Origin of the sequence: Nocardia sp. NPDC004860 (assembly GCF_040609015.1) — a bacterium.
Taxonomy (GTDB): Bacteria; Actinomycetota; Actinomycetes; order Mycobacteriales; family Mycobacteriaceae; genus Nocardia.
In genome coordinates, this window is the sequence record NZ_JBEXJI010000014.1 from 175,424 (window position 1) to 199,123 (window position 23,700).

Annotated in this window: 20 protein-coding genes and 1 tRNA gene; 2 read left to right on the forward strand and 19 right to left on the reverse strand. The window is 70.7% G+C overall.

Annotated elements, in window-relative coordinates; all coding sequences use genetic code 11:
• Positions 1-33: 33 nt before the first annotated feature.
• Positions 34-1,626, reverse strand: coding sequence for a DUF222 domain-containing protein (locus ABZV44_RS24960; protein ID WP_354840696.1), 1,593 nt, complete (start codon positions 1,624-1,626; stop codon positions 34-36).
• 129 nt (positions 1,627-1,755) lie between these two features.
• On the opposite strand from ABZV44_RS24960, the gene ABZV44_RS24965 reads away from it, so the two are divergent.
• Positions 1,756-1,828: transfer RNA gene (locus ABZV44_RS24965), tRNA-Ala, on the forward strand.
• A gap of 95 nt (positions 1,829-1,923) precedes the next feature.
• Here the strand turns inward: ABZV44_RS24965 and ABZV44_RS24970 are convergent.
• Positions 1,924-2,379 carry a nitroreductase/quinone reductase family protein gene (locus ABZV44_RS24970; protein ID WP_354840699.1) on the reverse strand — a complete coding sequence of 152 codons (456 nt, stop codon included), beginning with the start codon at positions 2,377-2,379 and terminating at the stop codon, positions 1,924-1,926.
• Between the two features lie 73 nt (positions 2,380-2,452).
• Positions 2,453-5,746 (reverse strand): BTAD domain-containing putative transcriptional regulator, encoded by a 3,294-nt coding sequence (locus tag ABZV44_RS24975; protein WP_354840702.1) that lies wholly within the window; start codon positions 5,744-5,746, stop codon positions 2,453-2,455.
• Between the two features lie 127 nt (positions 5,747-5,873).
• Here ABZV44_RS24975 and ABZV44_RS24980 point away from each other — a divergent pair, with 127 nt between their 5' ends.
• Complete coding sequence (locus tag ABZV44_RS24980) at positions 5,874-6,551, forward strand: hemerythrin domain-containing protein (RefSeq protein WP_354840705.1); 678 nt, start codon at positions 5,874-5,876, stop codon at positions 6,549-6,551.
• A 92-nt stretch (positions 6,552-6,643) separates the two neighbouring features.
• Here the strand turns inward: ABZV44_RS24980 and ABZV44_RS24985 are convergent, their stop codons facing one another.
• The 16 genes from ABZV44_RS24985 to ABZV44_RS25060 all read right to left on the reverse strand — a co-directional run bounded on the left by ABZV44_RS24985 (position 6,644) and on the right by ABZV44_RS25060 (position 23,686).
• Positions 6,644-8,824 (reverse strand): MMPL family transporter, encoded by a 2,181-nt coding sequence (locus ABZV44_RS24985; protein ID WP_354840707.1) that lies wholly within the window; start codon positions 8,822-8,824, stop codon positions 6,644-6,646.
• Between the two features lie 5 nt (positions 8,825-8,829).
• A complete protein-coding gene (locus ABZV44_RS24990) occupies positions 8,830-9,762 on the reverse strand; it encodes an SDR family NAD(P)-dependent oxidoreductase (protein ID WP_354840710.1) in 933 nt (310 codons plus the stop codon).
• Positions 9,759-10,262 carry a DUF2505 domain-containing protein gene (locus ABZV44_RS24995; RefSeq protein ID WP_354840713.1) on the reverse strand — a complete coding sequence of 168 codons (504 nt, stop codon included), beginning with the start codon at positions 10,260-10,262 and terminating at the stop codon, positions 9,759-9,761. Before ABZV44_RS24995 ends, ABZV44_RS24990 begins: the two co-directional genes overlap by 4 nt.
• Before the next feature lie 2 nt (positions 10,263-10,264).
• The gene (locus tag ABZV44_RS25000; RefSeq protein WP_354840716.1) at positions 10,265-12,073 is read right to left on the reverse strand and encodes a BTAD domain-containing putative transcriptional regulator; all 1,809 of its coding nucleotides are present in this window, start codon (positions 12,071-12,073) and stop codon (positions 10,265-10,267) included.
• Between the two features lie 66 nt (positions 12,074-12,139).
• Positions 12,140-12,574, reverse strand: coding sequence for a DUF1772 domain-containing protein (locus ABZV44_RS25005; protein WP_354840718.1), 435 nt, complete (start codon positions 12,572-12,574; stop codon positions 12,140-12,142).
• 193 nt (positions 12,575-12,767) lie between these two features.
• The gene (locus tag ABZV44_RS25010; RefSeq protein WP_354840720.1) at positions 12,768-13,175 is read right to left on the reverse strand and encodes a hypothetical protein; all 408 of its coding nucleotides are present in this window, start codon (positions 13,173-13,175) and stop codon (positions 12,768-12,770) included.
• Complete coding sequence (locus ABZV44_RS25015) at positions 13,165-14,130, reverse strand: NADP-dependent oxidoreductase (RefSeq protein WP_354840722.1); 966 nt, start codon at positions 14,128-14,130, stop codon at positions 13,165-13,167. Before ABZV44_RS25015 ends, ABZV44_RS25010 begins: the two co-directional genes overlap by 11 nt.
• Positions 14,127-14,834 (reverse strand): bifunctional 2-polyprenyl-6-hydroxyphenol methylase/3-demethylubiquinol 3-O-methyltransferase UbiG, encoded by a 708-nt coding sequence (gene ubiG, locus ABZV44_RS25020; protein ID WP_354840724.1) that lies wholly within the window; start codon positions 14,832-14,834, stop codon positions 14,127-14,129. Before ubiG ends, ABZV44_RS25015 begins: the two co-directional genes overlap by 4 nt.
• Before the next feature lies 1 nt (position 14,835).
• Positions 14,836-16,059, reverse strand: a complete 1,224-nt coding sequence (locus tag ABZV44_RS25025; RefSeq protein ID WP_354840727.1) for an FAD-dependent monooxygenase — start codon at positions 16,057-16,059, stop codon at positions 14,836-14,838.
• Positions 16,056-16,595 carry an ester cyclase gene (locus ABZV44_RS25030; protein WP_354840730.1) on the reverse strand — a complete coding sequence of 180 codons (540 nt, stop codon included), beginning with the start codon at positions 16,593-16,595 and terminating at the stop codon, positions 16,056-16,058. The genes ABZV44_RS25025 and ABZV44_RS25030 overlap by 4 nt, the downstream gene beginning before the upstream one ends.
• Complete coding sequence (locus ABZV44_RS25035; protein ID WP_354840733.1) at positions 16,582-17,712, reverse strand: 3-oxoacyl-[acyl-carrier-protein] synthase III C-terminal domain-containing protein; 1,131 nt, start codon at positions 17,710-17,712, stop codon at positions 16,582-16,584. The genes ABZV44_RS25030 and ABZV44_RS25035 overlap by 14 nt, the downstream gene beginning before the upstream one ends.
• 13 nt (positions 17,713-17,725) lie before the next feature.
• A complete protein-coding gene (locus ABZV44_RS25040) occupies positions 17,726-20,128 on the reverse strand; it encodes a beta-ketoacyl-[acyl-carrier-protein] synthase family protein (RefSeq protein ID WP_354840736.1) in 2,403 nt (800 codons plus the stop codon).
• A gap of 18 nt (positions 20,129-20,146) precedes the next feature.
• On the reverse strand, positions 20,147-21,421 hold the full coding sequence (locus ABZV44_RS25045) for a beta-ketoacyl-[acyl-carrier-protein] synthase family protein (RefSeq protein WP_354840739.1): 1,275 nt from the start codon (positions 21,419-21,421) through the stop codon (positions 20,147-20,149).
• Positions 21,418-21,936 carry a hypothetical protein gene (locus ABZV44_RS25050; RefSeq protein ID WP_354840742.1) on the reverse strand — a complete coding sequence of 173 codons (519 nt, stop codon included), beginning with the start codon at positions 21,934-21,936 and terminating at the stop codon, positions 21,418-21,420. Before ABZV44_RS25050 ends, ABZV44_RS25045 begins: the two co-directional genes overlap by 4 nt.
• Positions 21,933-23,237 carry a beta-ketoacyl-[acyl-carrier-protein] synthase family protein gene (locus ABZV44_RS25055; RefSeq protein WP_354840745.1) on the reverse strand — a complete coding sequence of 435 codons (1,305 nt, stop codon included), beginning with the start codon at positions 23,235-23,237 and terminating at the stop codon, positions 21,933-21,935. Before ABZV44_RS25055 ends, ABZV44_RS25050 begins: the two co-directional genes overlap by 4 nt.
• The gene (locus ABZV44_RS25060) at positions 23,237-23,686 is read right to left on the reverse strand and encodes a hypothetical protein (protein WP_354840748.1); all 450 of its coding nucleotides are present in this window, start codon (positions 23,684-23,686) and stop codon (positions 23,237-23,239) included. Before ABZV44_RS25060 ends, ABZV44_RS25055 begins: the two co-directional genes overlap by 1 nt.
• Positions 23,687-23,700 lie beyond the last annotated feature (14 nt).

Here is a 23,700-nt window from a genome sequence, read left to right on the forward strand (position 1 = left end):
CGGCTCCTTGGTCGGGGGAAGGGATCTTGCGGGTCAGCGCGATGCGGCGCGGGTGGGGGTTTCGGGGATGTCGTTGTCCGGGGTGGCGCGGGACAGCTGGGGGTGGATGAGGATGTGGGACTCCATCGGGTAGGCCAGGTCCTGGGTGAAAGGTGCTCCAGCCGTTGCGGTTTCGAGGGGGTCGGGAACGACGCGCAGGGGGTGTGGCCTCGCGGGTGCGTCGATATCGGTGTGGGGGAACAGGTAGCGCGCACCTTCGCGAACGGTTTCGTGCGACTCGCCACTGGGGTCGATCCAGCGCATGCGATCGGTGTCCGAGAGATAGACGCGCCAGGGGTGTTTTCCCCTGTCGGCCAGTAACTTCAGCCGATGGTGATGGGTGCACAGGACGGCGCGGTAGGCGGGATTCGGGCCCGTGGCGCCGCGGGAGGGGTGCGGCTCGAACTGGACCAGCGTGGTCTCCGCCGCGGGCATGGTGCAGCCGGGGAAGCGGCACAGGCCATCGACGGCGCGGACCTCGCGGGGTGGCGCGCTCGAAAAAGCGCGCACCGCCACGGGTTTCGACTCCAGAGTGGTCATGGCGCGTTCCCACGGAGCCGGCCGGACCGGGATGGTCCGTGACTCCGGCCTGCGCGAGGTGCGAGGACCCGGCGCGTCGGCCGGCGCGGGGCGCTGGGTGGCCGCTCCGTCCGTCGCGTTCGTCTCCTGGGCGGCCTCGTTCGGGAAGTACTCAGGAATCACCTGGAAACGTGCGTGTTCGGCAAGGGTGCGGGCGAGGGCGCCGTCGATGGGGCCGTAGCCGGCGAGGAAGGCCGGATCGTCGCGCAGGCCGAGCAGGGTTTCGGCGGAGACCCCGACCTGGATGAGCGGGCGGCGGGGTGTGGTGGGGGCATCGGCCTTGGGGCAGTCGAGTCCCCGGCCGCAGCCGCAGCGCAGGCGGCCGGAGCCGTCGGCGAGCGCGACCAGCGCGTCGGTGCGGCGCTGGGACATGGTGCGGGGATCGGCCTCGCAGACCTGGAGGCTCATTTCGCGTAGCCGCATGGCGAGCGCCTGGGCTCCGGCGGCGGGCAGCAGGCCGTCGAATACGGCCATGCCGTCCTGGACCGCGCGAATGCGGACGTCGCGATCCTGCTCGCGCTCCTCGCGGCGGCGGGTCTCACCCTCGGGGTTCAGGCGGGTGACCCAGCGCTGGGCGGTCTGGCGTAATCGGGCCGGATCCGAGCGCAGTGCCGCCTCGATCAGCTTGGGCTCCAGCACTTCTCGCACCTCGTGCGGCAGGCCGCGCAGACTGTCCGCGATCACCTGCACTCGCGGCAGGTCGATCCGCCCGGCCGCGAAGGCGTGCTTGGTCTGCGGTAGGGAATCCAGCGCCAACCCGATATCGATGAGGGCCGCCGCCACCGCCTCCGATACGTGCACCGCCACGGCGATCTCCGCCGCGGCGAACTCCCCGGCGCGCACCCCGCCCGCCCCCGGCGCGGCATTCCCGGCCCGATGCCGGCGATACACCTCCCGCACCGCTGTGATTTCCGCCGCCTGTGCGAACGCCGCCGCCCCGTGTGCCCGCCGCAGCGCGTCGATCAGCTCTTCCTCGCCCATCGCCTCCACCTCTCGGCTATCGAACATGCGTTCGAGACTACATCGAGAAGATCGCTGCCGCCAGCCTCTGTACAGGCGATTTGGTTTGTTCGACACCGGTCGTGTAACTTCGTTCAAGCAGGCAGGGCAACGCCCCGCCGGCAGAGAAGTGAACACGGGGCTATGGCGCAGCTGGTAGCGCACCACACTGGCAGTGTGGGGGTCAGGGGTTCGAGTCCCCTTAGCTCCACAGAACAACGAAGCCGCAGGTCATCGACCTGCGGCTTCGTTGCTTTTCTTTGCGATGCGCCAGTCCGCAGGGCCGGGCTCCTGCGGCGACGTCGTTCACTCGCGTGGGGAGAGCAGGACCAAGGGGATCTGTCGGGCGGTTCGCTTCTGGTAGGTCTGGTACCCCGGGTACGCCGCGACGACTTCTGGCCACCGCCGGTCGCGTTCCTGCGGGGTGAGCACGCGGGCGGTCATCGGTTGCCTCACGCCGTGCTGGAACGACACCTCGACCGCGGGATCGGCGCACAGGTTGTGGAACCAGTCCGGGGAGATGTCGTCTCCGCCCCGCGAAGCGACGATCAGATAGCTGTCGTCCGCCACGACGGGAACGGTGAGAATCACGGTGCGCGGCAACCTTGTTCGCCGTCCGGTGGTGGTGAGAGCCAGGGTGGGCATCTTCTTGAATCGGGTGCCGGCGCGGCCGCCGCTGAGGTCGAGCAGTTTGCGGTGCGCGGTGGTCACGGTCTTCAGGTACAGATCGGTGGCCGCGCGGAAGCGGCGGGTATGTGGCACGGGGTACTCCTCGGTCGGTCGGGATCGTCGGAAGTGATGGTCCGGGTCCGGCTTGTGAGCGACCAGTGAAGCGTCAGTGCTCGAGGCGTCCGGCCGCAGCCGTTATCCAAGTCGTGTTGCCACAGCGTAGGGCGACGCGGAGCGCGGCCCGGTAATGCTCGGTGGCGAGTCCGGCATCCCCGTGCCGGGCCGCCAGGTCACCGAGGACGGTGTCGACCGGACCGACCGAGTAGGAACCGGTGTCCGCGCCACCGAGCCGGTCGCGGAAGGGGAGCAGATCGCGGTAGAGCGTGGCGGCCTCGTCGGCCGTGCCCAGCGTCGCGACCGCCATGCCGCGCAGTGAGAGGAACAGCGATCGGAACAGATTGTCGCGGATCGGCCGGGCCCGCCGCCGGACCCGGGCCGCTTCCATCCGGTCGCCGGCCGCGAGCAGGGCCAGCACCAGAAAATCCACCATGGCGTCGACGCTCGCGGGGACGGCGCTGTCGGCGAACTCTCTGATCATCTCGACCAGTTCGCCGGCGCGGCCCTGGTGCAGCCGCACCACGAACAGCGCCATGCCCAGGATTCCGCCCGCGTTGAGAATGCCCGCGCGGGTGAGCAATTCGTTGGCTCGCAGATAGTGCTGCTCGGCCGTGTCGGGGTCACCGGTCGCGAGGGCCACCAGACCGCGTGCCATCGCGTTCGCCACCTGAGCCTGCCGCCACTGGTAACGGTCGGCCAGCACGGTGGCCGCCTCGAGATGCTCGCGGACGGTGGCGATATCGGCCGTGGACGCGGCGGCCTGGAGCGCGACCGTGTGCCCGAGGAGCAGGTAATCACCGCGGTCGGTGCGGCGCCCGACCTCGATCAGCTCGGCCGCGAGCGGGCCGCGGTCCGGCGAGTCGTAGAGCGAGGCCATGGCTTGCAGCGCGGGAGCGAGCAGGGCGTCGTCACCGAGTTCGCGGGCCAGGGCGTGCGCCTGAGCGGCGGCCACCGCGGCGGGTTCGCCTGCCTCGCCGCCGATCTCGTCGACCAGGGTCACCAGCAATCGGCACCGGTCGGCGGGAGTGAGGCCGGGGAAACGCAGCGCGTCCTCTATCCAACCGACGACCCGGTGTTCGACCACACCCCACTGCCGATTCATCCACGGGGTGGGTGTCTCCCAGGCGGTGAACGCCCGTACCAGCAGATCGGCCCGGCCGGCCTCCTCGGCCAGCGCCGCGGCCCGATGCCGAGCGCTTCGAGCGGCGAGCCCAGCTCCACCGGCGAGATGGCTGCGACCCGCCCGGCACAGCATGGCGACCCGTTCCTCGACGGTATCGGCGCCCGCGTGGCGCTCGAGCGCCGCGGCCGCGCGTTCGTACCCGGCCGCGGCGACGTCGTGGGCGTAGCGCCGCTCGGCCTGTTCGGCCGCCGCCACGGCGTAGTCGGCGGCCCGTCGTGCCGTCTCCGGGCTCACCGACTCGCCGTAGTGGTGGGCCAGGGCCGCGAGATCGCCCGGATCGATCTCCTCGAGCGCGGCGGCGACCCGCCGATGCCATCGGTCGCGGCGGATCCGGGACAGATCGCCGAGCAGCGTCTGACGCACCAGCATGTGTGTGAAACGCGCTCGGCCGCTGGCGGGTTCGTCCAGAAGCCCGGCCAGCACCCCGGCTTCCACCGCGTCCAGCACCTCGTCCTCGGATACCTCGGCCGCGTGCATCAGCACCGCGACATCGAACTCCCGGCCGATCACCGCGGCCAGGCGCAGCAGCGCCACCCCGGTCTCGGGAAGCCGGGAGAACCTGCGGCGCAACACATCTCGCACGCCCGCCGGAACCTCCGCCGCGGCGACCAGCTCGCCCTCGCTCTGCAGCAGGCGTGCGACCTCGACGAGATAGAACGGATTTCCACCGGTGCGCTCGTGCAGGGTCGCGACCACGGCGGACGCCGGTGTGCTGCCGGTCAGCGCGGTGATCAGGCGACCACTGTCTTCGACGCCGAGGCCGCGCAGGTGAACCCGGGCGCGGACGGAGGTGGCCAGGGCGGCGAGCGTGTCGGCCAACGCCGGCGGTACCTCGTCCGGACGGTAGCCGATCACGACGAGCCCGGGCACCTGGGTCGCCACCGCGGTGAGCAGGGCCGCTGTCTCGGTGTCACCTCGGTGTACGTCATCGAGCAGGATCACCAGCGGAGCGTCGGCGGCGACGGCGGTGAGGTAGCCGCACACCGCCCGATGCAGCAGGAAGCGGCCGTGGGCGTGGCCGGAGTCCGGTGCGCCGGCACCATCGGTGAGCAGCGGCGCCAGGGCGGGCGCGAAGTCTCCGGGATCGTGCTCACGGGCCAGGGCACGCAGGATCTCGACCCATGGCCAAGCCGACGGAGCGGCGTCGTCCTCCGGGCAGCGGCCGATCACCACCCGGTGCCCCGACGCGCGCGAGGCAGCGTCGAAGTGCCGCAGCAGAGTCGACTTCCCGCTGCCCGCTTCGCCCGCCACGGTCGCCGACCGCGGGCCGGCACCGGCGGCCGCTTCGCGCAGCGCGGCGAGTTCCGCGCTGCGGCCGAACAATTCGGGACCCGGTCCGGCCGGTGGGGCGCTTCCGGTCGCGATGGCCGCAGAAGGTGGCTCCTGGAGTGGAATCACCGGCTCGCACAGCGGGATTCGTTGCGCGAGAATGTCCGACTCCAGCCGCGTCAAAGCCGGACCCGGATCGATGCCGAGTTCGGTCGCGAGAACACTGCGGGCCTGCCGCAGGGCGCTCAGCGCGTCGGCCTGGCGGCCCGCCCGATATCGAGCCAGCGCTGTCAGCCGCCACGCCTCCTCACGGAGCGGGTGTTCCCTGCTCAACACCTCGGCCTCGGCCGCGGCGAGCGCAGGCTCGCCCAGCTCGAGCAGGGCGGCCGCGAGTTTCTCGCGTGCGCCCAGTCGCAATTCGTCCAGCCGCGCCGCTTCCGCGGTCGCCCACGGCTCGGCCGCGAAGGCGGCGTACGCGGGACCCTGCCAGCGAGCGAGCGCGCGTTCCAGCGTTTGCCGTCGATCGCGCGGATTGTCTTGCCGCCCGACATCTTCCAGTTCGGCGACGAAGCGCCACGCGTCCACGTCCTCGGCGGCGAGACGCACCGCGTAGCCCGGGGTCCGGCTGATCAGAACGGTGGCGGGCGTGCGCGGCGCCCGCTGCGGCTCCAGCAACCGCCGCAGGTTGGAGACGTAGGCCTGCAAGGCGCCGAGCGCCCGCGGCGGCGGTTCACCTCGCCACAGGTCATCGATCAGGCGATCGATCGGCACCACCTCACCCCGCGCGACCAGCAGACGCGCCAGCACGCCGCGTTGCCGCGGGCCGCCGAGATCGAGTTCGCCACGCCCGTCCGCCGCGGTCAGCGCGCCCAGTACCCGAATCCGAACCATGACGGGCCAAGTCTAGGACGGGCTCGAACGCAGTGTCTTGCAAGTGGGCTGAGCAATGTCTTGCTAGTGGGCTGCAAGCCGCGGGCCGCACAGTCGCCTCGGTACCCGACGACAACAGGAGCGCAGCATGAGCACCACCGGCATCGCACCCGCCCGCCCCGACACCTACGACATGATCGTCGTGCACAACGCCTTCCGCAGGCACTTCAGCGCTCTACCCGGCCTGGTCGCGGCGGTGCCGTCCGGAGACGTCGAGCGCGCCCGCCGCCTGATGGCCTTCCTCGACGAACTCGGCACCGGCCTGCACCACCACCACACCGGCGAGGATGAGCTCCTGTGGCCGATCCTGCTCGAGCGCGCCCCCGTCGATTCCGCGCTGGTGCTGCGTATGGAGGAACAGCACGAGCGGATCTCCGAACTCACCGAATGCGCCCACCGTGAGGGGGCCGAGTTCGCCACCGCCGCAGACTCATCGGTTCGGGATCGCCTCGCAGCCACGCTACGGGCGCTTTCCGATGCCCTCGGCGAGCACATGACCGAGGAGGAGCGGCACGTCCTGCCCGTGGTCGAGAACGTCATGACCGCGCGCGAGTGGCAGGCTCTCGGCGAACGTGGCCGCGAGCACCTGCCCAAGGACCGCCAGTTGATCTTCCTCGGCTTCATCCTGCAGGGCGTCTCCGACACCGATCGCCGGAAACTCCTCGCCGAGTTGCCGCTCCCCGCCCGGCTCGCCTGGCGTCTGCTAGGCCGCCCTACCTTCGCCAAGGAATACCGCGAGATCTACCACGCTGATCCCGAGTGGTGACCGCTGACGACAATCGCAGTCCCTGCTGCCCGGTAGCCTCCCCGCCGGGTGGGGCCCGGCGACAACGCCAGGCCCCACGCGTTTTGTGGGTATTACGCTCCGACGGTGGCCGGTTCCCGATGCCGTCGGCCGGGAGCCCACCAGTTGAGGCGGCGCATGGTCTGCATGAGGGCCGGGACCAGGATGGTGCGGATGATCGTCGCGTCGACCAGCACGGCCAGGGTGAGTCCCAGACCGAAGAGCTGGACGAAGGACACTCCGGAGAACACCATGCCGACGAAGGCGATGGCCAGCAGGGCCGCGGCGGCCGTGAATATCCGTGCGGTGCGGGCGATTCCGACGGCGACGGCGCGACCGGTTGCGCCGGAGGCGAGATACTCCTCGCGAATGCGTGACAGCAGGAACACCTCGTAGTCCATGGATACGCCGAAGGCCAGGCAGAACATCAGGATCGGCATGGTCGGGACCAGATAGCCGGTCGAGGTGAATCCCAGTACGCCCGAGAGGTGTCCGTCCTGGAAGATCCAGACCATCGCGCCGAAGGTGGCCGCCAGCGACAACACCGTCAGCACCAGTGCCTTGATCGGCAGCACCACGCTGCGGGTGAACATCAGCAGCACCAGGAACATCGACACCGCGATAATGCTCAGCGCCAGGGGAACTCGCCGGGCCAGGGTGGACACCGAGTCGGCATTGCGGGCGGCCGGTCCGCCGAAGAGCACCCGGCCCGGGGCGGGGACCGCGCGCAGGCGGTCGAGTTGAGTGGTCGCCGCCGTGGAATAGGGGTCGAGGCGGGTGCCGATCCGCAGATACGTGCCCGCGTCCCCGGCGAGTGCGGATTGTGGTCCGGCCACCTGGAATCCGCCTGCGTAGGCCCCGGCGCTGGACAGCACCGACGTGACATCGGGAATCTGGGACAGCGTCTTCGCGTAGTCGCCGACCGCCGCGGTGTCGCCGTGATCATCGGGCAGGATCGCCAGGATGCCCGCGGTCAGGTTCTCGGAGAAGCCGGACCGGGAGGCGTCGCCGACATCACGGCTGGAGCCGGCGGCGAGCACCCGATCGTCGGCCCAGCCGAAACGCACGGTGAGGAACGGCGATCCGAGCAGCAGCAGGACCGCCACCACGGTGGTGATCCACAGCACGGGACGGCGCATCACACCCATGGCGAAGCGGTACCAGCGGTCGTCTTCGACGGGAACCGGTACGGGTTCGGGACGTCCGAGCCGGCGGCGCAGGAACCGCCGCACATCCCAGGCGTCGACCCGGGAACCCATGAGCGCCAGGGCCGCCGGGAGCACCAGCAGCGTGGTGAACACCGCCGCCGCCAGCACGGCCAGCCCCGCGTAGGCGAACGAGCGCAGGAAGTACAGCGGGAACACCAGCAGCGCGGACAGCGACAGGGCCACGGTCAGACCGGAGTACAACACGGTGCGCCCGGCCGTGCGCACCGTGCGAACCACGGCCTCGGCGGTGTCCGCGCCCGCCGCGATCTCCTCCCGGAACCGGCTCACCATGAACAGGCTGGAGTCGAGCGCCACCGCGAACCCGAGCGCGGTGGTCATGTTCAGCGCGAAGATGGAGACATGCCCGACGGCGGCCAGCCCGCGCAGGACCGCCAGCGCCGCGCCGATGGTCACCACACCCACCAGCAGCGGCAGCATCGAGGCGATCAGGCTGCCGAACACCAGCACCAGGGCGATACCGGCCAGCGGGACGGCAATCGACTCGATGAGCACCAGATCGAGGGTCACCTGGCGGCTCATCTGGGCGAGCGCGACCGCTTCACCGCCCGCCCGGATCTCGACCCCGTCGCGGGTGCCGTTGTACTTCTCGGCGATGGCGTCGGCCACCTTGGGCGCGGCGGTGTCATCGCCGCGCGCGAAGGCCACGATGACGGCGCTGTGCTGATCCTTGCTGCGCAAGGCCGGCCGCATCTCGGTCGCGACGTTCCAATACGACTGCACGCCTTGCAGATCCGAATCGGCGCGCAGTTCATCGGTGAGCTGCCGTCCCACCGTGGTGGCGGCCGGGCCGTCGATGCCGTCGAGCGCGGTGAGCAGCAGCACGACGTTCGGTGCGGCCCCCGGGAAATGCTGTTCGAGATACTGGTCCACCCAGGTGGATTCGGAGTCGGGCGCTTGAAAGCCACCGGACTGCAGGTGCATCGGCGCGGACCAGCCGACGGCGTAGCAGAGCACGGCGGCCAGCCCCGCCATCGCCAGCACGGCCCGCGCGCGGCGCTGGGCGAAGAGCGCGATGCGAGTCAGCATGGGGCTCACCGCCGTTCGGCGGGCGGCACGTGGCGCGCGGCCCGGACCAGGTCCTCGGAGACCCGCCAGAGTTCGGTGGCTCGCTCCTCGTCGTAGGACTCCGGTGCGCTGGGCACCTCCGCCGCCCCCGTGAAGTATTTACCGGTGGTGCCGGCGAGTTCGGGTGCGGTGACCAGCCGGGCGAGGTCCGCCGCCGACCGGGTGACGGTGCGGGCGATGGGCATGACCCTGATGAGAACCGGCGCGAGGAAACGGAATCCGATGCGCGCCACGGTCGGGTAGCCGCGCGACAGCCCGGTCTGCGGCATCAGCCCCGGATCGAAGGCATTGGCCGTGATACCCCGGTCGTGCCAACGCCGCGCGAGCTCATGGGTGAAGTAGACATTGGCGAGTTTGCTGGTGGCATAACGGATTCGGCCGTCCACCCCGGAGTCTCGCTGGTCGTCGGGGTCGGCCAGCTCCCGGGGGTGACGCCATTGCGGCGCGGGGAAGCCCATGGACTTGCGCGGCCCCTGATGCACATCGCTGGACACCACGACGACCCGCGCGCCCGGCGCGAGTAGATCGGCGCACCCGGTGACGAGCGCGAAATGCCCGAGGTGATTGACCGCGAAGGTGAGTTCATAGCCGTCCTCTGAGGTCCGCACGCGGTCCACGATCTGCAGGCCGGCATTGCACACCACCGCGCCCAGCCGCGGATTCTTCCGGCGGCGCAGTTCCGCCACGGCCGCGTCGACCGAGTCGAGCGAGGCCAGCTCCAGTTCGACCAGTTCGATCCCGGCATCGGGCGCGTGCGCGCGGATCCGCTGAACCGCCGCCTCGGCCCGCTGCGGGTCGCGGCAGCCGAGGATCAGCGGAATACCCTCGGCGGCCAGGCATTTCGCGGTCTCCAGACCGAGGCCCGAGGTCGCCCCGGTGATCAGCACAGGGTCGTTCATTCCGCGTTCTCCAGCCACTTCATCGTGAATTCGTCGATGGCGGCGGCGGTGCTCGCGAAGGTCTTGCTCATATCGGCCTCGATCAGCCTGCCGATCAGGGGAACTCGCGCCTCGATCGAGCCCGACATGGTGAACTCGCACCCGATCTCCGTGCGGCGCACCACCAGATCGGCGGTGAGCGAGATGGTCATGCCTTCCACCTGACCCCGCATCCGTCCCCGCGCCACGCCGTCCTCGGGTTCGTTCCACGACTCGCTGTAGCGGTAGCGCACCCCGTGGGGCCGGAAGGTCGCGGCCGGCCCGGGCAGCGCCGAGGCCGGGATGACGGTGTTCACGGTGACCATCGCCAGGCCGCCCGCGGCATCGAAGGCGGCCAATTCCGCGTCGGGCCCGTCGATTTCGCGAATGCGCTGCTCCCAATAGTCGCGGGAGCCGAGGACACGATGGAACAGGGAGTCCGGGTACGGGTAGGGGGTGGTGTGTTGCACGGAACGCGACATGATCAGTCTCCGAGGGTCTTGGCGTAGATGCGGTGGATGTCGAGCATTCGGTAGCGGGTGCGGTCGGCATCGTCGCGTCCGACCTCGGACAGCAGGTAGGCGTCGACGAGACGGTCCAGGACGTCCTCCACTTGATCGACGCGCAGATCGGCCAATGCCGGTGCGGTGAACTCGGTTCCGGCCGGTATCCGGCGACCGAGCTCCCGGAACAATCCGGCGGCGGTGGGGTCGAGCCGGTCGAAGGTGAGATCGAGACTCGCGCGCATGTCCAGCGCCTGATACGACACCACTTCGAGACGGCGCTGTTCATCGCTGATCCGGGCGAGCATGTGGGCGAAGGTCCAATGGGGCCGCGTCGTCATGCGGCAGGCGACGGCGCGCAGGGCCAGCGGAATGCCGGAGCAGTGGTCGGCGACCGTTCCGGCGTCCTCCCATTCGGGCAGCACGCGGGCGCGCCCGACGGTGGCGACCAGCATCTGCAGCCCCTGGGTGCGGGACAGTTCGTTCAGGACGAAGGTGCGAACGGTGGTGAGCCCCAGGGCGAATCGGCTGGTGATCAGGGCGGTGCCGACGCCGCCCGGGGGCAGCAGCGGGATGACCTGGGATTCGGTGGCGGCATTGTCCAGAATGACGAGCACCCGCCGATGCGCCAGCCGCGCCCGGTACAGATTGACCCGCTCGGCCAGGGACTTCGGCATGGCGTTGGCCGGTATGCCCAGCGCCGTGAGCAGCCGACCGAGCACCGTCTCCGGGGTGGTGCACGGCCCCTCGGCGAGGTCGGCGTAGAGCAGTCCTTCGGGAAAGCGGTCGCGCAGGCAGTCCGCCGCCTGCAGGACCAGCGCCGTTTTGCCGACCCCCGCGCCGCCGGTCACCAGCACCGGCCGCGGTGCGGGATCGTCGGTCAGCATGCCGGTGAGCGTCGCCAATTCGGTGTCCCGGCCGCTGAATCCGAGCGGAGCCAGCGGCAGCGTATCGGGCGCGACGGCCAGGCCGTGCGGCCGGAGCCCACCGGATTCGGCGCGGACGGTGAGCGGCGGGTAGGCCGGTGCGTCCAGCTCGGGCAGGTCGCCGCGCAGGATACGGCTGTGCAGATCCCGCATCCCCGGACTCGGGTCCGCGCCCAGTTCGTCGGCGATGAGCCGGCGCGCCAGCTCGTACTGCCGCAGCGCCTGCGCGGTCTCGCCATTGAGGAAGTAGGCGCGAATCAGCCGCTCCTGCAACCCCTCCACCAGCGGATCCTCGAGCAACGTGGTGTGCAGCCGGTTGATGACCAGCGAATGATTGCCGCGCCTGATCTCCGCGTCGGCCCAGTCCGCGGTCACCTCGTGCTTGAGCCGGTGCAGGGATTCGCTGAGCCGCCGGGCCCATTCGCTGTCCAGACCCGTCATGGCACTGCCGTTCCACAGGTTCAACCCCGCCGACAGCCGCTCGACCCGATCGGGATCGTCGATGTCGGTGGCCCGGGCCCGGTCGACCAGATCCATGAAGTGCCACAGGTCGACCGATTCCGGCGGGGTGGAGAGCATGTAGCCGCCGGGGCCGCGGTGCACCTGGACCGGGTCCGCGCCGGTGCCGGAGGTGGCCTCGGTGAGCAGACCGCGCAGCCGGGCGACGTAGGTGTAGACGGCATCGCGCGCGGCGGCCGGCGGGGAGTCGCCCCAGACCCGGTCGATCAGGGTGTCGATCGACAGCGGCCGGCCCGAATCCACCAGCAGCGCGGCCATCAGGCTGCACTGCCGGGGCGGACCCAGGTCCACGATCTTGCCGTGCACGTGCAGCTGCACGGGCCCCAGGAGTTTGAACTGAATCATTGCCACGCCTTCGTTTCCCGCCGTATCGCGCGACTGCGCGCGCGGGTTGTGATGCGGCGCACTCGATTACACCGAGAGCGCCGCGAGAAATAGTGCGACCAGGGCGATTCCCTGCAGGATCACGCGGATCACGATGACGCCGTCCCAGGTGCGCTGCAGGTCCCGGACGTCGACCGGCACCCGGTCGGCCAGCACCGCGGCGGTGAGTTCCTTGTTGACCGGCGCGCTGACCCGCGCGTAGATGCCGAGCCAGATGGCCAGGGCCACCACGGCCGCCGCCGCGAGAATGCCCGCGGCCGCCTTCCCGTCCAGGAAGGCGGCCCCGGTGGCCACGACCGCCGCGACCACGCCGACGGCGCCGGGAATCGGCATGCGCTTGTCGGCGACCTCGTGAATGCGTCCGGTGGCGGCGGTCAGCGCGCGGTCGTCGATGCGAGCCAGCGCCGTGCGCAGCACCAGGGCGCAGAAAAAATCCGTCCCGTAGACCACAGCCGTCGTCATGATTGAAATTCCGATGGCGGACAGTAAGAAATAATTCATGGGAAGAATCCTCGGCGTAGTTATCGTCGCAAGGTGTCGTGGATAGTATGTTGCACCTTGCGGCACAACAGGTTTCACCGAACTGTGATTGTCACGATGTCCAGTTCCCACCCGGTCCGGGCTGTGATCCGATATAAGCGGAGTTGGTCAGGTATTACTCGCGCAAGGCCGCGGCCACCATAATTCCGCCCGCTAATCCGGCCGCGGTGAGCAACTCCCAGGTGTCCGGAGGCCCGGTGAGGCCGAGGCGGGCGCGCTTGTTGAGCGTCACGGTCGCATCCACCAGTTCGAGCGCGACGCCCAGGACGAACCAGTGCCGCACCGGATGTCCGCGCCGCAGCGACCAGAGGGTGCCGAGCCCGATCACCACGTCCCGGGTGCCGAACGCGCGGGTCGGCAGCGAGGACGCGTCCTCGTCGTACTCACCGGACCAGGACTTCGCGACGGCCGCGGGCGCGGTGAGCATGCCGGTGCCGATGGCGATGCGGGCCAGTGCCTGGGACCACGCCGCTTGCCGCACCATCGCCTGGGTGCGGCGGGCGAGCATCGAATTACCGTTCATCGTAAGGTCTTTCCTCCGCACAGGCGGCCACGTCCACGGCGACCACCACCTTTCCGCGGGCATGCCCGCCCTGACTGAGCAAGTGCGCCTGCGCGGCATCGGGCAGCGGGTAGACCGCGCCGACCGGCACCCGGAACACGCCCTTGCCGGCGAGTGCGGCCACCACCGGCAGATCCCCGGTGTCGGGTCGGGTGAACACGTACGCGCCGCCGAGTTCACGGGCCTTGGGATCGACCACCGAGGCGAACCGGCCGTGCGGCGCGAGCAGCGGCAGCACCGTGCGCTGAATGCGCTTGCCGACCGCGTCGAGCAGCACATCGACCCCGGCCGGCGCCAGCGCTCGTACCGAATCAGCCAGTCCCACAGCGTAGTTCACCGGCTCCGCGCCCAGTTCACGCAGGAAGGCGTGATTGCGGTCGCTGGCCGTGCCGATCACGCGCGCGCCCAGGTGCACCGCCAGCTGCACCGCGACACTGCCGACGCCGCCCGCCGCGCCGTGCACCAGCACCGTCTCGCCGCGTCGCACATCCAGCACCCGTACCAGTGCCTGGTAGGAGGTGAGCGCGGCCAGCGGCATGGCGGCGGCCTCGGCCCAGCCCAGATTCGGCGGCTTGAGCGCGAGCGCTCGCACCGGGGCCGGCATGACCTCGGCGAAGGCGCCCCGGCTCAGATAGTCCTCGCGGACACAGCCGACGACCTCGTCGCCCACGGCGAATTCGGTGACGCCGATGCCGATTTCGCGTACCACCCCGGATACGTCGGCACCGGGGACGATGGGGAACACGGTGTCGGCGAAGGGATCCAGATAGCCCTCGCGCGCCTTCCAGTCGATCGGGTTGACCGAGGCCGCCTTGACGTCGAGCAGCACCCCGTCGAGTGCCATCTTGGGCACCGGCAGTTCGCCGTATTCGAGGACCGACGCGTCGCCGTAGCGCCGGTAGAAGACCGCCTTCACGATCGCACCGCCGCGCCGATGTAGGTGGAGGACAGGTCCGGGGTGGTGAACATGAGCAGGTTGCCGTCGCGCCGCTTGCCGAGAATGGTCAGCCCGCGCTGCTTCGCCAGCGGTGTCAGGCCCGCCGCGTCGAGGTGGCGGCGCAGCTCCGCGGGCTTGATGAACTGGTGGTGATGGTGGGTGCCGCGGGCCACCATGCCGGTGAGGTGCTCGGGGATCCAGATCATGACGATCCGGGCCATGAGCGTGCGATTGATGGTGTCGTAGCAGAAGATTCCGCCGGGGCGCAGCACGCGGGCGATCTCACGGACCGCTAGCGCCGGGTCGTCGACGTGCTCGAGCACGTCCACGCAGGTGACGACGTCGAAGGCGGCGTCGGGGTACGGCAGCTTCTCGGCCCGCCCGACCGCGTACTCGATGGCCTTGCCGGTGGCCTCGGCGTGCGCGCGGGCGGCGGCGACCAGGCGGGCGGACGGGTCCATCCCACTGACCACGGCCCCGCGCCCGGCGAGGAACTCGGTGGTGAAGCCACCGCCGCAGCCGACGTCGAGAACCTTCTTGCCCGACCAGTCCTTCACGAATCGGTCGAAGTACTCGAAGCGCGGGCGCTGGAAGGAGGTGAGCCCTTTCATGGCGGAATCGTCGTCCCACCAGGATTCGGCGAAGTCGCCGAAGAAGTCGCTCTCCGTTTGGGATTGCTTCATGTCATGCTCCGTCTGTCTGAAAACTTCTGTCCGGCAGGGGTTTCGCTGGCGTGCGCCAGCGGGTGGCGTAGGCGATCTGGTCGCGCTCGGCGATCCGGAACACCAGCCGCGGCCACACCGCGCGCATGCCGAGTTCCCGCAGCCGAATGAGCAGGGGGTTCTCCAGCGCGCCCAGCCGGCCGATGCGATGGGCGACCTGCTGCAGACCGGCCGTGCGGGCGCGGCGCTGTTTCTCATAGCGGCGCAACGCGTTCACGGGATCGGTGGTATCCAACTCCTCGGCGAGCACCAGCGCGTCCTCGAGCGCCTGGCACGCGCCCTGGCCGATATTGAAGGTGATCGGGTGGGCGGCGTCGCCGAGCAGGCTGACCCGGCCGGACCCCCAGCGCCGGTCCGGCGGCCGATCCAGGACATCGCTGCGGATGATGGCCTCCGGCGGGGTGGCTTCCAGGATGTCCGCGATCGGCGGCATCCAGCCGCGATGGCGCGCGAGCAGCATCGCCCGGACGTCGCCCGTATCGCGGCCGCCGGGTGCGCCGTTGGCGACGCTCATCCAGTGCACGACACCGGGTGCGACGTCGTAGAAGGTGAAGCGGGTACCGGGACCGAACAGCGCGTAGAAGGTGCCCGGCGGGATCTTCTCGTGTCGCAGTTCGGCTTTGCCGCGCCAGGCGATGTAGCCGGTGTAGCGCGGCGGGCGCTCGCCGACCAGTCCGGGGCGCACCGCGCCATTGATGCCGTCCGCGCCGATGAGGACGTCGCCGTGCACCCGCTCACCGTCGGACAGTTCCACGGTGACGCCCGCGTCGTCCTGCTCGAAGCCGGCAACTCCGGCGCCCGTGCGGATCTCGGTGCCGGCCGGATACGCCGACACCGCCGCGCTGAGCACCCGATGCAGCACCGAGCGTTCGACCGCGATGGTCGGAGCGCCGTACCGGTCGACGAAGTCGCCGACCGGCCACGCGCCGAAAAGGTCACCGCGCCAGGTGCCGAAGTGGGTGATGTGCTGGATCGGCGCGGTTTCCAGCACCTCGTCGAGTACGCCCAGCCGTTGCAGTGCGATGGTGCCATTGGTCCAGATGTGCAGTCCGGCACCGCCATCGCGCAGTTCGGTGGCCCGCTCGAACACCCGCACGCGAATGCCGCGCTCCCGCAGGGCGAGTGCGGCGGCCAGGCCGCCGATGCCGCCGCCGGAGATGAGGACGGTGAGTGGTCGGGCCGTCACGGCTGTTCCGTCGCGGTCAGCGCGGTGGCGGCCGCCGCCAGATCCGCGAGATCCGTCCCGCCGCCGCGGCGCCGGCCCTTGCGGGCCAATGCGCCGGACATCAGCCAGCCCAGGCCCAGCGCCTCCAGCATGGAGGACTCGACGCCGATGCCCCAACGCTCGGCGATCAGTCCGTTCGACAGCCGCCACACCACGACACCGCGGAATTCGATCCGTTCCCCGGTGGGGTCCATGCCCAGGAACTCACCGGTGAAGGTGCCGCGCCAGGTGTTGTGGATGACCACATAGTCGGCGTGCGCGCTGAGCGCTTCGATGGTGACGTGCAGGTCCGGAAAGCCCTGGCGCAGACCGGCGATGGTGTACTTGACGCCCTCGGTGCCTTCCGGCGCGCCGGGCAGGGGCTGGTGATCGACCATGTCCGGCGCGTAGATCTCGTCGACCACGGAGAAGTCGCCCGCGTTGACGAACTCGTCGAACACGCGCCGGATGATGCGCGCATTGTCCTCGGGGGTGAAAACCGGCTCAGGCGTGGACATTCGCGGTCTCCTCACCGGGCGCGGGCGCTTCCCAGCGCAGCGACAGGCCGGCGTACAGGTAGCGGCTGGCCTCGACGGCCAGCAGCAGCACCCGGTCGCCCGGCCGGACGCGGCCCTGTACCCAGCCCTCGTCGAGGGCCAGCGGCACGGCGGCCGAGCCGGTCGCGCCGACGGTGGCGAGGTTCTCCACGATGTTCTTGGCCAGCACCGCCTGGTCCTCGGGAGAGACTCCGGCGGCATCGAATTCGGCGGTGAAGTAGTCGGCATTGCCCTCGGGCAGCACGCAGGCGTCGATCTCGGCCACCGTGAGCCCGGTGCGGGTCAGCATGTCGCGCATGCCCGCCACGAAGACCTTCGGTCCGAAGGTGGCGGTCCCGGAGACATCGAGCTTCATCTCCACCAGGCGCTTGCGTTTGGCCTGATCGGCCACGGGCTCGTGGGTGCCGCCGCCCACGATCTGCATGCCGGGCTTGCGGTCACCGCCCAAACAGGCGGTAGCGAACTGGAATTCGCCGTCCGGGTCGGCGCTGCCCGGTTCTCCGGCGCGCAGCACGACCGCCCCGGCCCCGTCGCCGAAGGAGTTGATGACGAGCCGGTCACGCATACGCACCGACTCCGGGTCCATGCCCAGGTACATCGGGGCCAGCAGCGGGGAGATCGCCTCCGCGCCGATCACCACGGCGGTGCGGTAGGTGCCGTCCGCGAGCATGCGCCGTGCGTAGTCCAGTCCCTGCACGAAACCCGTACAGGCGGCCCGGAATTCGATGGAGGCGCAGTGCGCCAGGCCCAATTGCTCCTGGACGTAGGTGACCACCGCCGGCAGCTGGTATTCGGGGCTGGCCGAGGACACCACCAGCAGGTCCACCTCCGCCGGATCGATGTCCGCGCGGGCGAGGGCGCGTTGTGCGGCGGTGGCGGCCATGGTGTTGGTGCCGGTGCCGTGCTTGCCGGTGGCGGGATCGATCATCCAATGCCGTTGGCGTACTTGGATATTGTCGAGCACCTCGGCGGGCAGGGCGCCGCACAGGCGCTCCAGGGTGGCATTGTCGATCGGGTCGCCGGGCAGGAACGAGCCCGTGGCCAGGATCGAGACGTGACGTGGATCGGGATTCGGCATGTGGTGTCTCCGTTCACGAGTGGATGACCGCGGCGGGATGCCGCAGCACGAAACTGGTGTGGGTGCCGCCCAGCGAGGAGCTGTTGACCAGCACCGGGCCGTGGTCGCCGCGCTGCCAGGCGGTGATGGCCAGCGCGGCGGCCAGTTGCGCGCCCGCGCCGATGGGATCGCCCAGGACCCGCTTCGGCTCGGGCCGGGCGCAATTCGCGCTGAGACCGAGCCGGTCGATGGCACGCCGCTCCGGGCCGTCCACCACGGGCAGGCCCGCCGCGGCGGTCCAGACGGCGGCGAGGTCGGCGGGGGATACCCCGGCCGCGGCCAGGGCGTCGCGCATGGCCCGTTCCATCCCGCCGCCGCGCGGATCCCACCGGGCGATGCCCAGGGCATCGGAGGTGGTCGCGTACCCGGCGAGCACCGCGATCGGGGTGGCGCCCCGCTGCCGCGCCACCGAGGCCCGCTCCAGCAGCAGGGTGACGCTGCCCTCGGCGAGCCGGAAGCCCCGGCCGTGGCGGCCGGTGAAAAGCCCCGCGCCCCGGTACGCGTCGAGGGCGTAGGGGGACAGCTCGTCCGCGCCGGTGCACAGCACGGCGTCCGCGTGTCCGGCGCGCAGCAGGTCGAACGCGGTTCCGAGGGCGGCGGCCCCGGCGGCGTGGCCCGAGGTCAGGGTGGAGGTCGGGCCCTTGGCCCCCAAGGCCATGGCCACCTGTCCGGCGGCGGCATTGAAGACGGTGTTGGGGAAGATGGCGGGGCTGCCCTGGGTGGGTCCGCCGAGCACGGTCGGTTCGAAGAATCGGGAAATGCTGCTCATCGGCCCGATGCCGGTGCCGACGACCACGCCCACGCCCTCGTGGGCGGTGAGTCCGGCCGCGGCGAGCGCCTGCTGACTGGTCGCGACCGCCAGCTGCCCGAGGCGGTCCATGCGCCGGCGGGCCTTGGCCGGTATATCGGCACCCGGGTCGGTGCCGACGCGGGCGAGCCGTAATCCCTGGTACGGCTCCGTCGTCACGGTGTCACCGGTCCAGGCGTCCCAGAGCTGATCGGCATCGGATGCCCCGCCGATCAGCACGCCGATCCCGGTGACGACGACCTCGTCGGCGGCGACGGGGTCGAGATCGGTGCGGGCGGTACCGGGCCGTCCATACACGACGCAGGCATTCGCTCCGGCGAATGCGAAGTTGTTCGACGCCGCGACCCGCATGGGCAGCGCCCGCGCCTCGGGTGCGGGATCCAGGCCGCAGGCCGGGTCGGTCTCGGCGAAACCGGCTGTCGGCGGGACCATTTCATCGCGCAATCCGAGGATGGTCACGATGGCCTCGACCGCCCCGGCCGCACCCAGCAGATGGCCGATCATGGACTTGGTGCTGCTGAGCACCACCGTCGACGCGGCCTCGCCCAGTGCGGCCCGCACCGCATTGCTCTCCGCCGCATCATTTTTCGGGGTTCCGGTGCCGTGGCCGTTGATGTAGGGCACGTCCTCGGGCGCCAGACCGGCGGTGTCGATGGCCGCGCGAATCGCCCGGGCCGCGCCCGCGCCCTGCGGATGCGGGGCCGTGGCGTGATAGCCGTCGGCCGACATGCCGTAGCCGAGCACCTCGGCGATGATCGGCGCACCGGCCGCCAGCGCCACCTCGGCGGCCGCCAGCACCATCATGCCCGCGCCCGCGCCGAGCGAAAGCCCGTCGCGATCACGGGAATACGGCCGGGCCGGGCGCGTGGACAGCGATTCGACGCTGGTGAATCCGTAGTAGGCCATCTCGGTGAGCGCGTCGCTGCCGCCCACCAGCATGGCGTCGGCCCGGCCCGCGCGGATCTGTTCGACCGCGTGCGCCAGCGCGTGAGCGCTGGACGCGCACGCGGTATTCACCGACAGCACAGGACCTTTCAGCCCGAACGCCGCGCTGAGCGCCTCCGCGCAGAACTGCGGCGGCACCAGCAGCAGATGCCGGTCGTCACCGAGACCGAGCCCGTCCGCGTCGACGGACCGGCCGGCGGCGACCGCGCGGCGCACCGCCTTCTCGGCACTGCGGATTCCGCTGTTGCAACTGCCGAACGCCACCCCCCACCGGTGCGCGGGCAGGGCGTCCGGACGTGGTGGCGCGCCGTCCTCGAGCACACCCAGACCCGCGCCCGCCATGGCCTCCTCGGCCGCGATGAGCGCGTAGTCGACGGCGGGTTCGGGGTCGGTGAGACCCAGCGGCGTGAGGTAGTCGTATTTGGGGCGCGGCGGGTCGAGGATCTCGCCGCCGATGGCTCCGGCGAGTCCCGGCACCGCGAGCTCGCGCAGCGGCCGGATGGCCACCTCGCCGCCGCGCACCCGCTGCCACAGTTCCTCCGCGCCGACGCCGTGCGCGGTGATCGCGCCGAGCGAGGTGATCACGATGCGCCGGTGCGGCGCGGGATGAGGGGTTTCGTGCATGGCCGAAGTTCCTGTCGGTCAGTTCGATGCGGTGAGGGTGAGCGCCACGGCCTGGCCCTCCAGGCCGCGGGCCAGGGCCAGCGCGACCCGCGGATTCGCCTGGCGCGCGGCGCCGGACACGATGTCGAGATCGCAGCCGGGCGCGGGTGTTTCGTGGTTGCCGGTGGCGGGCACGACGCCGGAGGCCAGGGCCAGTCCCGCGAGTGCGGCATTGAGCGCACCGGCTCCGCCCACCAAGTGACCGGTCTGTGGTTTGACGCTGGTCACCGCGGCCCGGTGGGCTTCGGGACCGAGGGCGGTGCGCAGGGCGCGCACCTCACTGGCATCGCCGAGCGCGGTGGCGCAGCCGTGGGAGAACACGGCGTCCGCCGCCGGCGCTCCGGCGTCGGACAGGGCCGTCGAGATGGCGCGGGCCAGTCCCCGTCCGTCCCGATCGGAGGCGGGTACGCGCACACAGTCGTTGCCCATGCCGTAGCCCGCGAGCTCGGCATAACAGCGCGCGCCGCGTCGCAGCGCCCGATCACGCTCCTCGAGGATCAGGATCGCCGCGCCGTCACCGATGACCGAACCGCTGTGCTCCTTATCGAAGGGGCGAAAAGCCTTGCCGCCCAAGTCGTTGCGCGGCGAGAGCACCCCGAGCCCGTCCAGCTTGGCCATGGCCCACCAGTTGGTGGCGTCGTCGTACCCGCCCGCCACCGCGATATCGGCCTCGCCCCGGCGGATCGCCCGCATGGCCCGCCCGATCGCGGTCGCCCCGGAATCCGCCGCGCCCGCGTAGAAGGCGTTGGGTCCGCGCAGGCCGAACAGCGAGGAGATGTGGTAGGTCCCGCCGTTCTGCAAACCTTCCACGTACGCCAGCGGCGGCACGATCGAGCGGGCCAGATCCCCGAGCCGCCGCATGTCCGGTCCGCCGTCCGCGCCGCGGATGGCCTCCATATCGGCGATCGAGTCGTCGCGCTGGCAGATGTCCTTGTTCCCACCGAGATACAGGCCGGTGCGGTGGCCGAGGTCGCGTTTCTCGAGTCCCGCGTCCCGCAGCGCGAGGGTGGCCGCCGCGACGCCGTACTGGTCGCCGCGGGTGGAGGTGCGCATGGAGCGCAGCGACAGGAACCGGCCGGGATCGAAGTCGGGGATCTCCGCGCCGAGCCGGGTGCGCAGCGGCGACGGATCGTAGGCGCGCAGGGGGCCGATGGCGGTGCGCCCGGCCACGATCGCCGACCAGGTGTCGTCCGCACCCTCGCCGAGCGCCGTGACCAGACCGATCCCGGTGATCACGACGCGCCGCGCGTTCACGACTTCGCCTCGGCGGTACGCCCATTCGCTTCCACGGTGCTCCCGTTCGCTGACGCGGTGCTCCCATTCGCTTCCGCGACGGGTCCGCGGACCAGGCGCAGGGTGCGGACGGCCGCGACGGTGGCCTCGCCCACGCGGGCGGTGGCCTTCCACCGGGATTCGGCGGGATCCGATCCGGCACCGGCCGTTTCGACGGTGATGCGCACCTGGTCGCCGGGCGTCACGAAGCGCCGGAAGCGCAGCCCCTCGGCGGCCCGCAGCCGCAGCAGCGGATCCCCGGCCGCGAGCACGGCCAGCGCGATCATGCTCTCGGTCAGCAGCACACCGGGCAGGATGGGCCGGCGCGGGAAATGGGTGTCGAAGAACGGCAGGGTGCCGGTCACATTCAGCAGGGCCTCGGCGCGAATTCCGGGACTCACCTCCAGGATTCGATCGAATCCCGGGGTGCCGATACCCGCGGCCGGGACGTCGGCGGGCGCCGGGAGTGCGGTGGGCACGGTGTAGGACGCGGTCATGGCAGCTCCTGGGGTGTGCCCACCACGAGGCAGGTATTGGAACCGCCGAACGCGAGGGCATTGATCATGGCCGCGCGCACCGGCATGGAGCGCGCGCGATGGGGGACGTAGTCGAGATCCAGTGCCCGGTCCGGGGTGTCGAGATTCAGGGTGGGCGGCACCACCGAATCCCGGAGCGCGCCCAGCGCCGCCAGCAGATTGAGCGCCGCCGCGGCGGCGGTGAGATGCCCGGTCATGGATTTGGGGGAGGACACCACCAGCCGGTGCGCGTCGTCGCCGAAGACCTTCTTGATCGCCCGGGTCTCGGAGACGTCGTTGCCCGGCGTGCTGGTGCCGTGCGCGGCGATGTAGTCGATATCGGCTGTGCCCAAGCCGGATTCGCCGAGCGCGGACTCCATGGCCTCGATCGCGCCCGAGCCGTCCGGTGGCGAGTCGGTGATGCGCCAGGCGTTCATGGTGGACCCGTACCCGAGCAATTCGCCCAGGATCGGCGCACCGCGATCCAGCGCGGACTCGAGATCTTCCAGGACGAAGGCCACGGCGCCCTCGCCGATGACGAACCCGCTGCGGTCGGCGTCGAAGGGCCGGGACGCTTTGGCGGGATTGTCGTTGTACCGGTCGGTCATCGCGCCCAGCAGACCGAATCCGAGAATGTCGGCCCAGGTGGTGAGCGAGTCGTAGCCGCCCGCCACCATCATGCGGGCATCGCCCTCCTGGATCAGCCGGAACGCCTCGCCGAGGGCGTGCCCGGAGCCGGCGCAGGCGGTGTGGATGCCCACCATGGGCCCGGTCGCGCCGATCAGCCGCACCATGGCATTGAGCGCCAGGTTCTGATTCCCGGTCAGGGTCGCCGACGGCGCGGGCCGCACGAAGGCGTCGGGTTGCCCGGTGCGAGAACGCAATTCGGATACCTTCAGCACCAGGTTCAGATCCGGGCGGCCCACGCTCGCGCCCATGGCGACACCGCGATCCGACGGTGCGTAGGGGGTCTCGGTGAGCGGGTCCAGGCCCGCCGACCGCAGGGCCTCGCCGGTCGCGGCGAGCCCGAACAACCCCGGCCGCGACACCCAGCGCCGGTCGGCGGCTGCCGGGACGGCGGTGGCCGGATCGAAGGCGTCGGGCACCAGCCCGGCGATCCGGACCGGGAAGGTGGTGCAGTCGAAAGTGGTCAATGTTCCGATGGCATTGCGGCCCTCGATCATTCCGGCCCAGGTGGTCGGCGCGTCGATGCCCAGGGGGGTGACCGCTCCCACACCCGTCACGGCCACCCGCCGCAGTCCCGCCGCGTTAGTGGCACACATCAGACCAGCTCCTCGCCGAGCAGCTGGCGCGCCATCCGTTCGGTGTCGACCGGATCGTCGAGCCGATCGGCCTCGATGAGGGCGCACATAATGTTGCGGGCGAACAGGATTCGCTCGCCGTCCACCTCGATCCAGCCGTCCACCACCGCCGCCTCCGGCGTCGCGTGCACCACCTGTGCGGTCATGCGCAGCACGTCACCGGGCACCGCGTCGCGGTACACGGTCACCTCACCCACGGTGAGCAGCGCGGCCCGGCGGGTGTGCGCCGAACTCAGCAGCACCAGCCAGGCGCCGGCCTGGCACAGCGCCTCCAGCGCCAGGCCGAAGGGCAGTACCGGGCCGGCGGCGGAGGGCTGCCAGACGTTCTCGTAGACCGAGGTGAGTTTGCGAGCGGTGATGTGCTGCAACGGTTCCCAGGACTCGATGCGGTCGATGAGATGAAATCGCATGGCAGTCACTCCTT

Bases quoted from the DNA above. Each gene is read 5' to 3' on its own strand.
- ABZV44_RS25005 (WP_354840718.1), bottom strand. From the start codon at position 12,574: ATGACGACGGCTGTGGTCTACGGGACGGATTTTTTCTGCGCCCTGGTG.
- ABZV44_RS24980 (WP_354840705.1), top strand. From the start codon at position 5,874: ATGAGCACCACCGGCATCGCACCCGCCCGCCCCGACACCTACGACATG.
- ABZV44_RS25055 (WP_354840745.1), bottom strand. From the start codon at position 23,237: ATGTGTGCCACTAACGCGGCGGGACTGCGGCGGGTGGCCGTGACGGGT.
- ABZV44_RS25000 (WP_354840716.1), bottom strand. From the start codon at position 12,073: ATGATTCAGTTCAAACTCCTGGGGCCCGTGCAGCTGCACGTGCACGGC.
- ABZV44_RS25050 (WP_354840742.1), bottom strand. From the start codon at position 21,936: ATGACCGCGTCCTACACCGTGCCCACCGCACTCCCGGCGCCCGCCGAC.
- ABZV44_RS25035 (WP_354840733.1), bottom strand. From the start codon at position 17,712: ATGCCGAATCCCGATCCACGTCACGTCTCGATCCTGGCCACGGGCTCG.
- ABZV44_RS25030 (WP_354840730.1), bottom strand. From the start codon at position 16,595: ATGTCCACGCCTGAGCCGGTTTTCACCCCCGAGGACAATGCGCGCATC.
- ABZV44_RS24975 (WP_354840702.1), bottom strand. From the start codon at position 5,746: ATGGTTCGGATTCGGGTACTGGGCGCGCTGACCGCGGCGGACGGGCGT.
- ABZV44_RS24995 (WP_354840713.1), bottom strand. From the start codon at position 10,262: ATGTCGCGTTCCGTGCAACACACCACCCCCTACCCGTACCCGGACTCC.
- ABZV44_RS24990 (WP_354840710.1), bottom strand. From the start codon at position 9,762: ATGAACGACCCTGTGCTGATCACCGGGGCGACCTCGGGCCTCGGTCTG.
- ABZV44_RS25060 (WP_354840748.1), bottom strand. From the start codon at position 23,686: ATGCGATTTCATCTCATCGACCGCATCGAGTCCTGGGAACCGTTGCAG.
- ABZV44_RS25040 (WP_354840736.1), bottom strand. From the start codon at position 20,128: ATGCACGAAACCCCTCATCCCGCGCCGCACCGGCGCATCGTGATCACC.
- ABZV44_RS24960 (WP_354840696.1), bottom strand. From the start codon at position 1,626: ATGTTCGATAGCCGAGAGGTGGAGGCGATGGGCGAGGAAGAGCTGATC.
- ABZV44_RS25010 (WP_354840720.1), bottom strand. From the start codon at position 13,175: ATGAACGGTAATTCGATGCTCGCCCGCCGCACCCAGGCGATGGTGCGG.
- ubiG (WP_354840724.1), bottom strand. From the start codon at position 14,834: ATGAAGCAATCCCAAACGGAGAGCGACTTCTTCGGCGACTTCGCCGAA.
- ABZV44_RS24985 (WP_354840707.1), bottom strand. From the start codon at position 8,824: ATGCTGACTCGCATCGCGCTCTTCGCCCAGCGCCGCGCGCGGGCCGTG.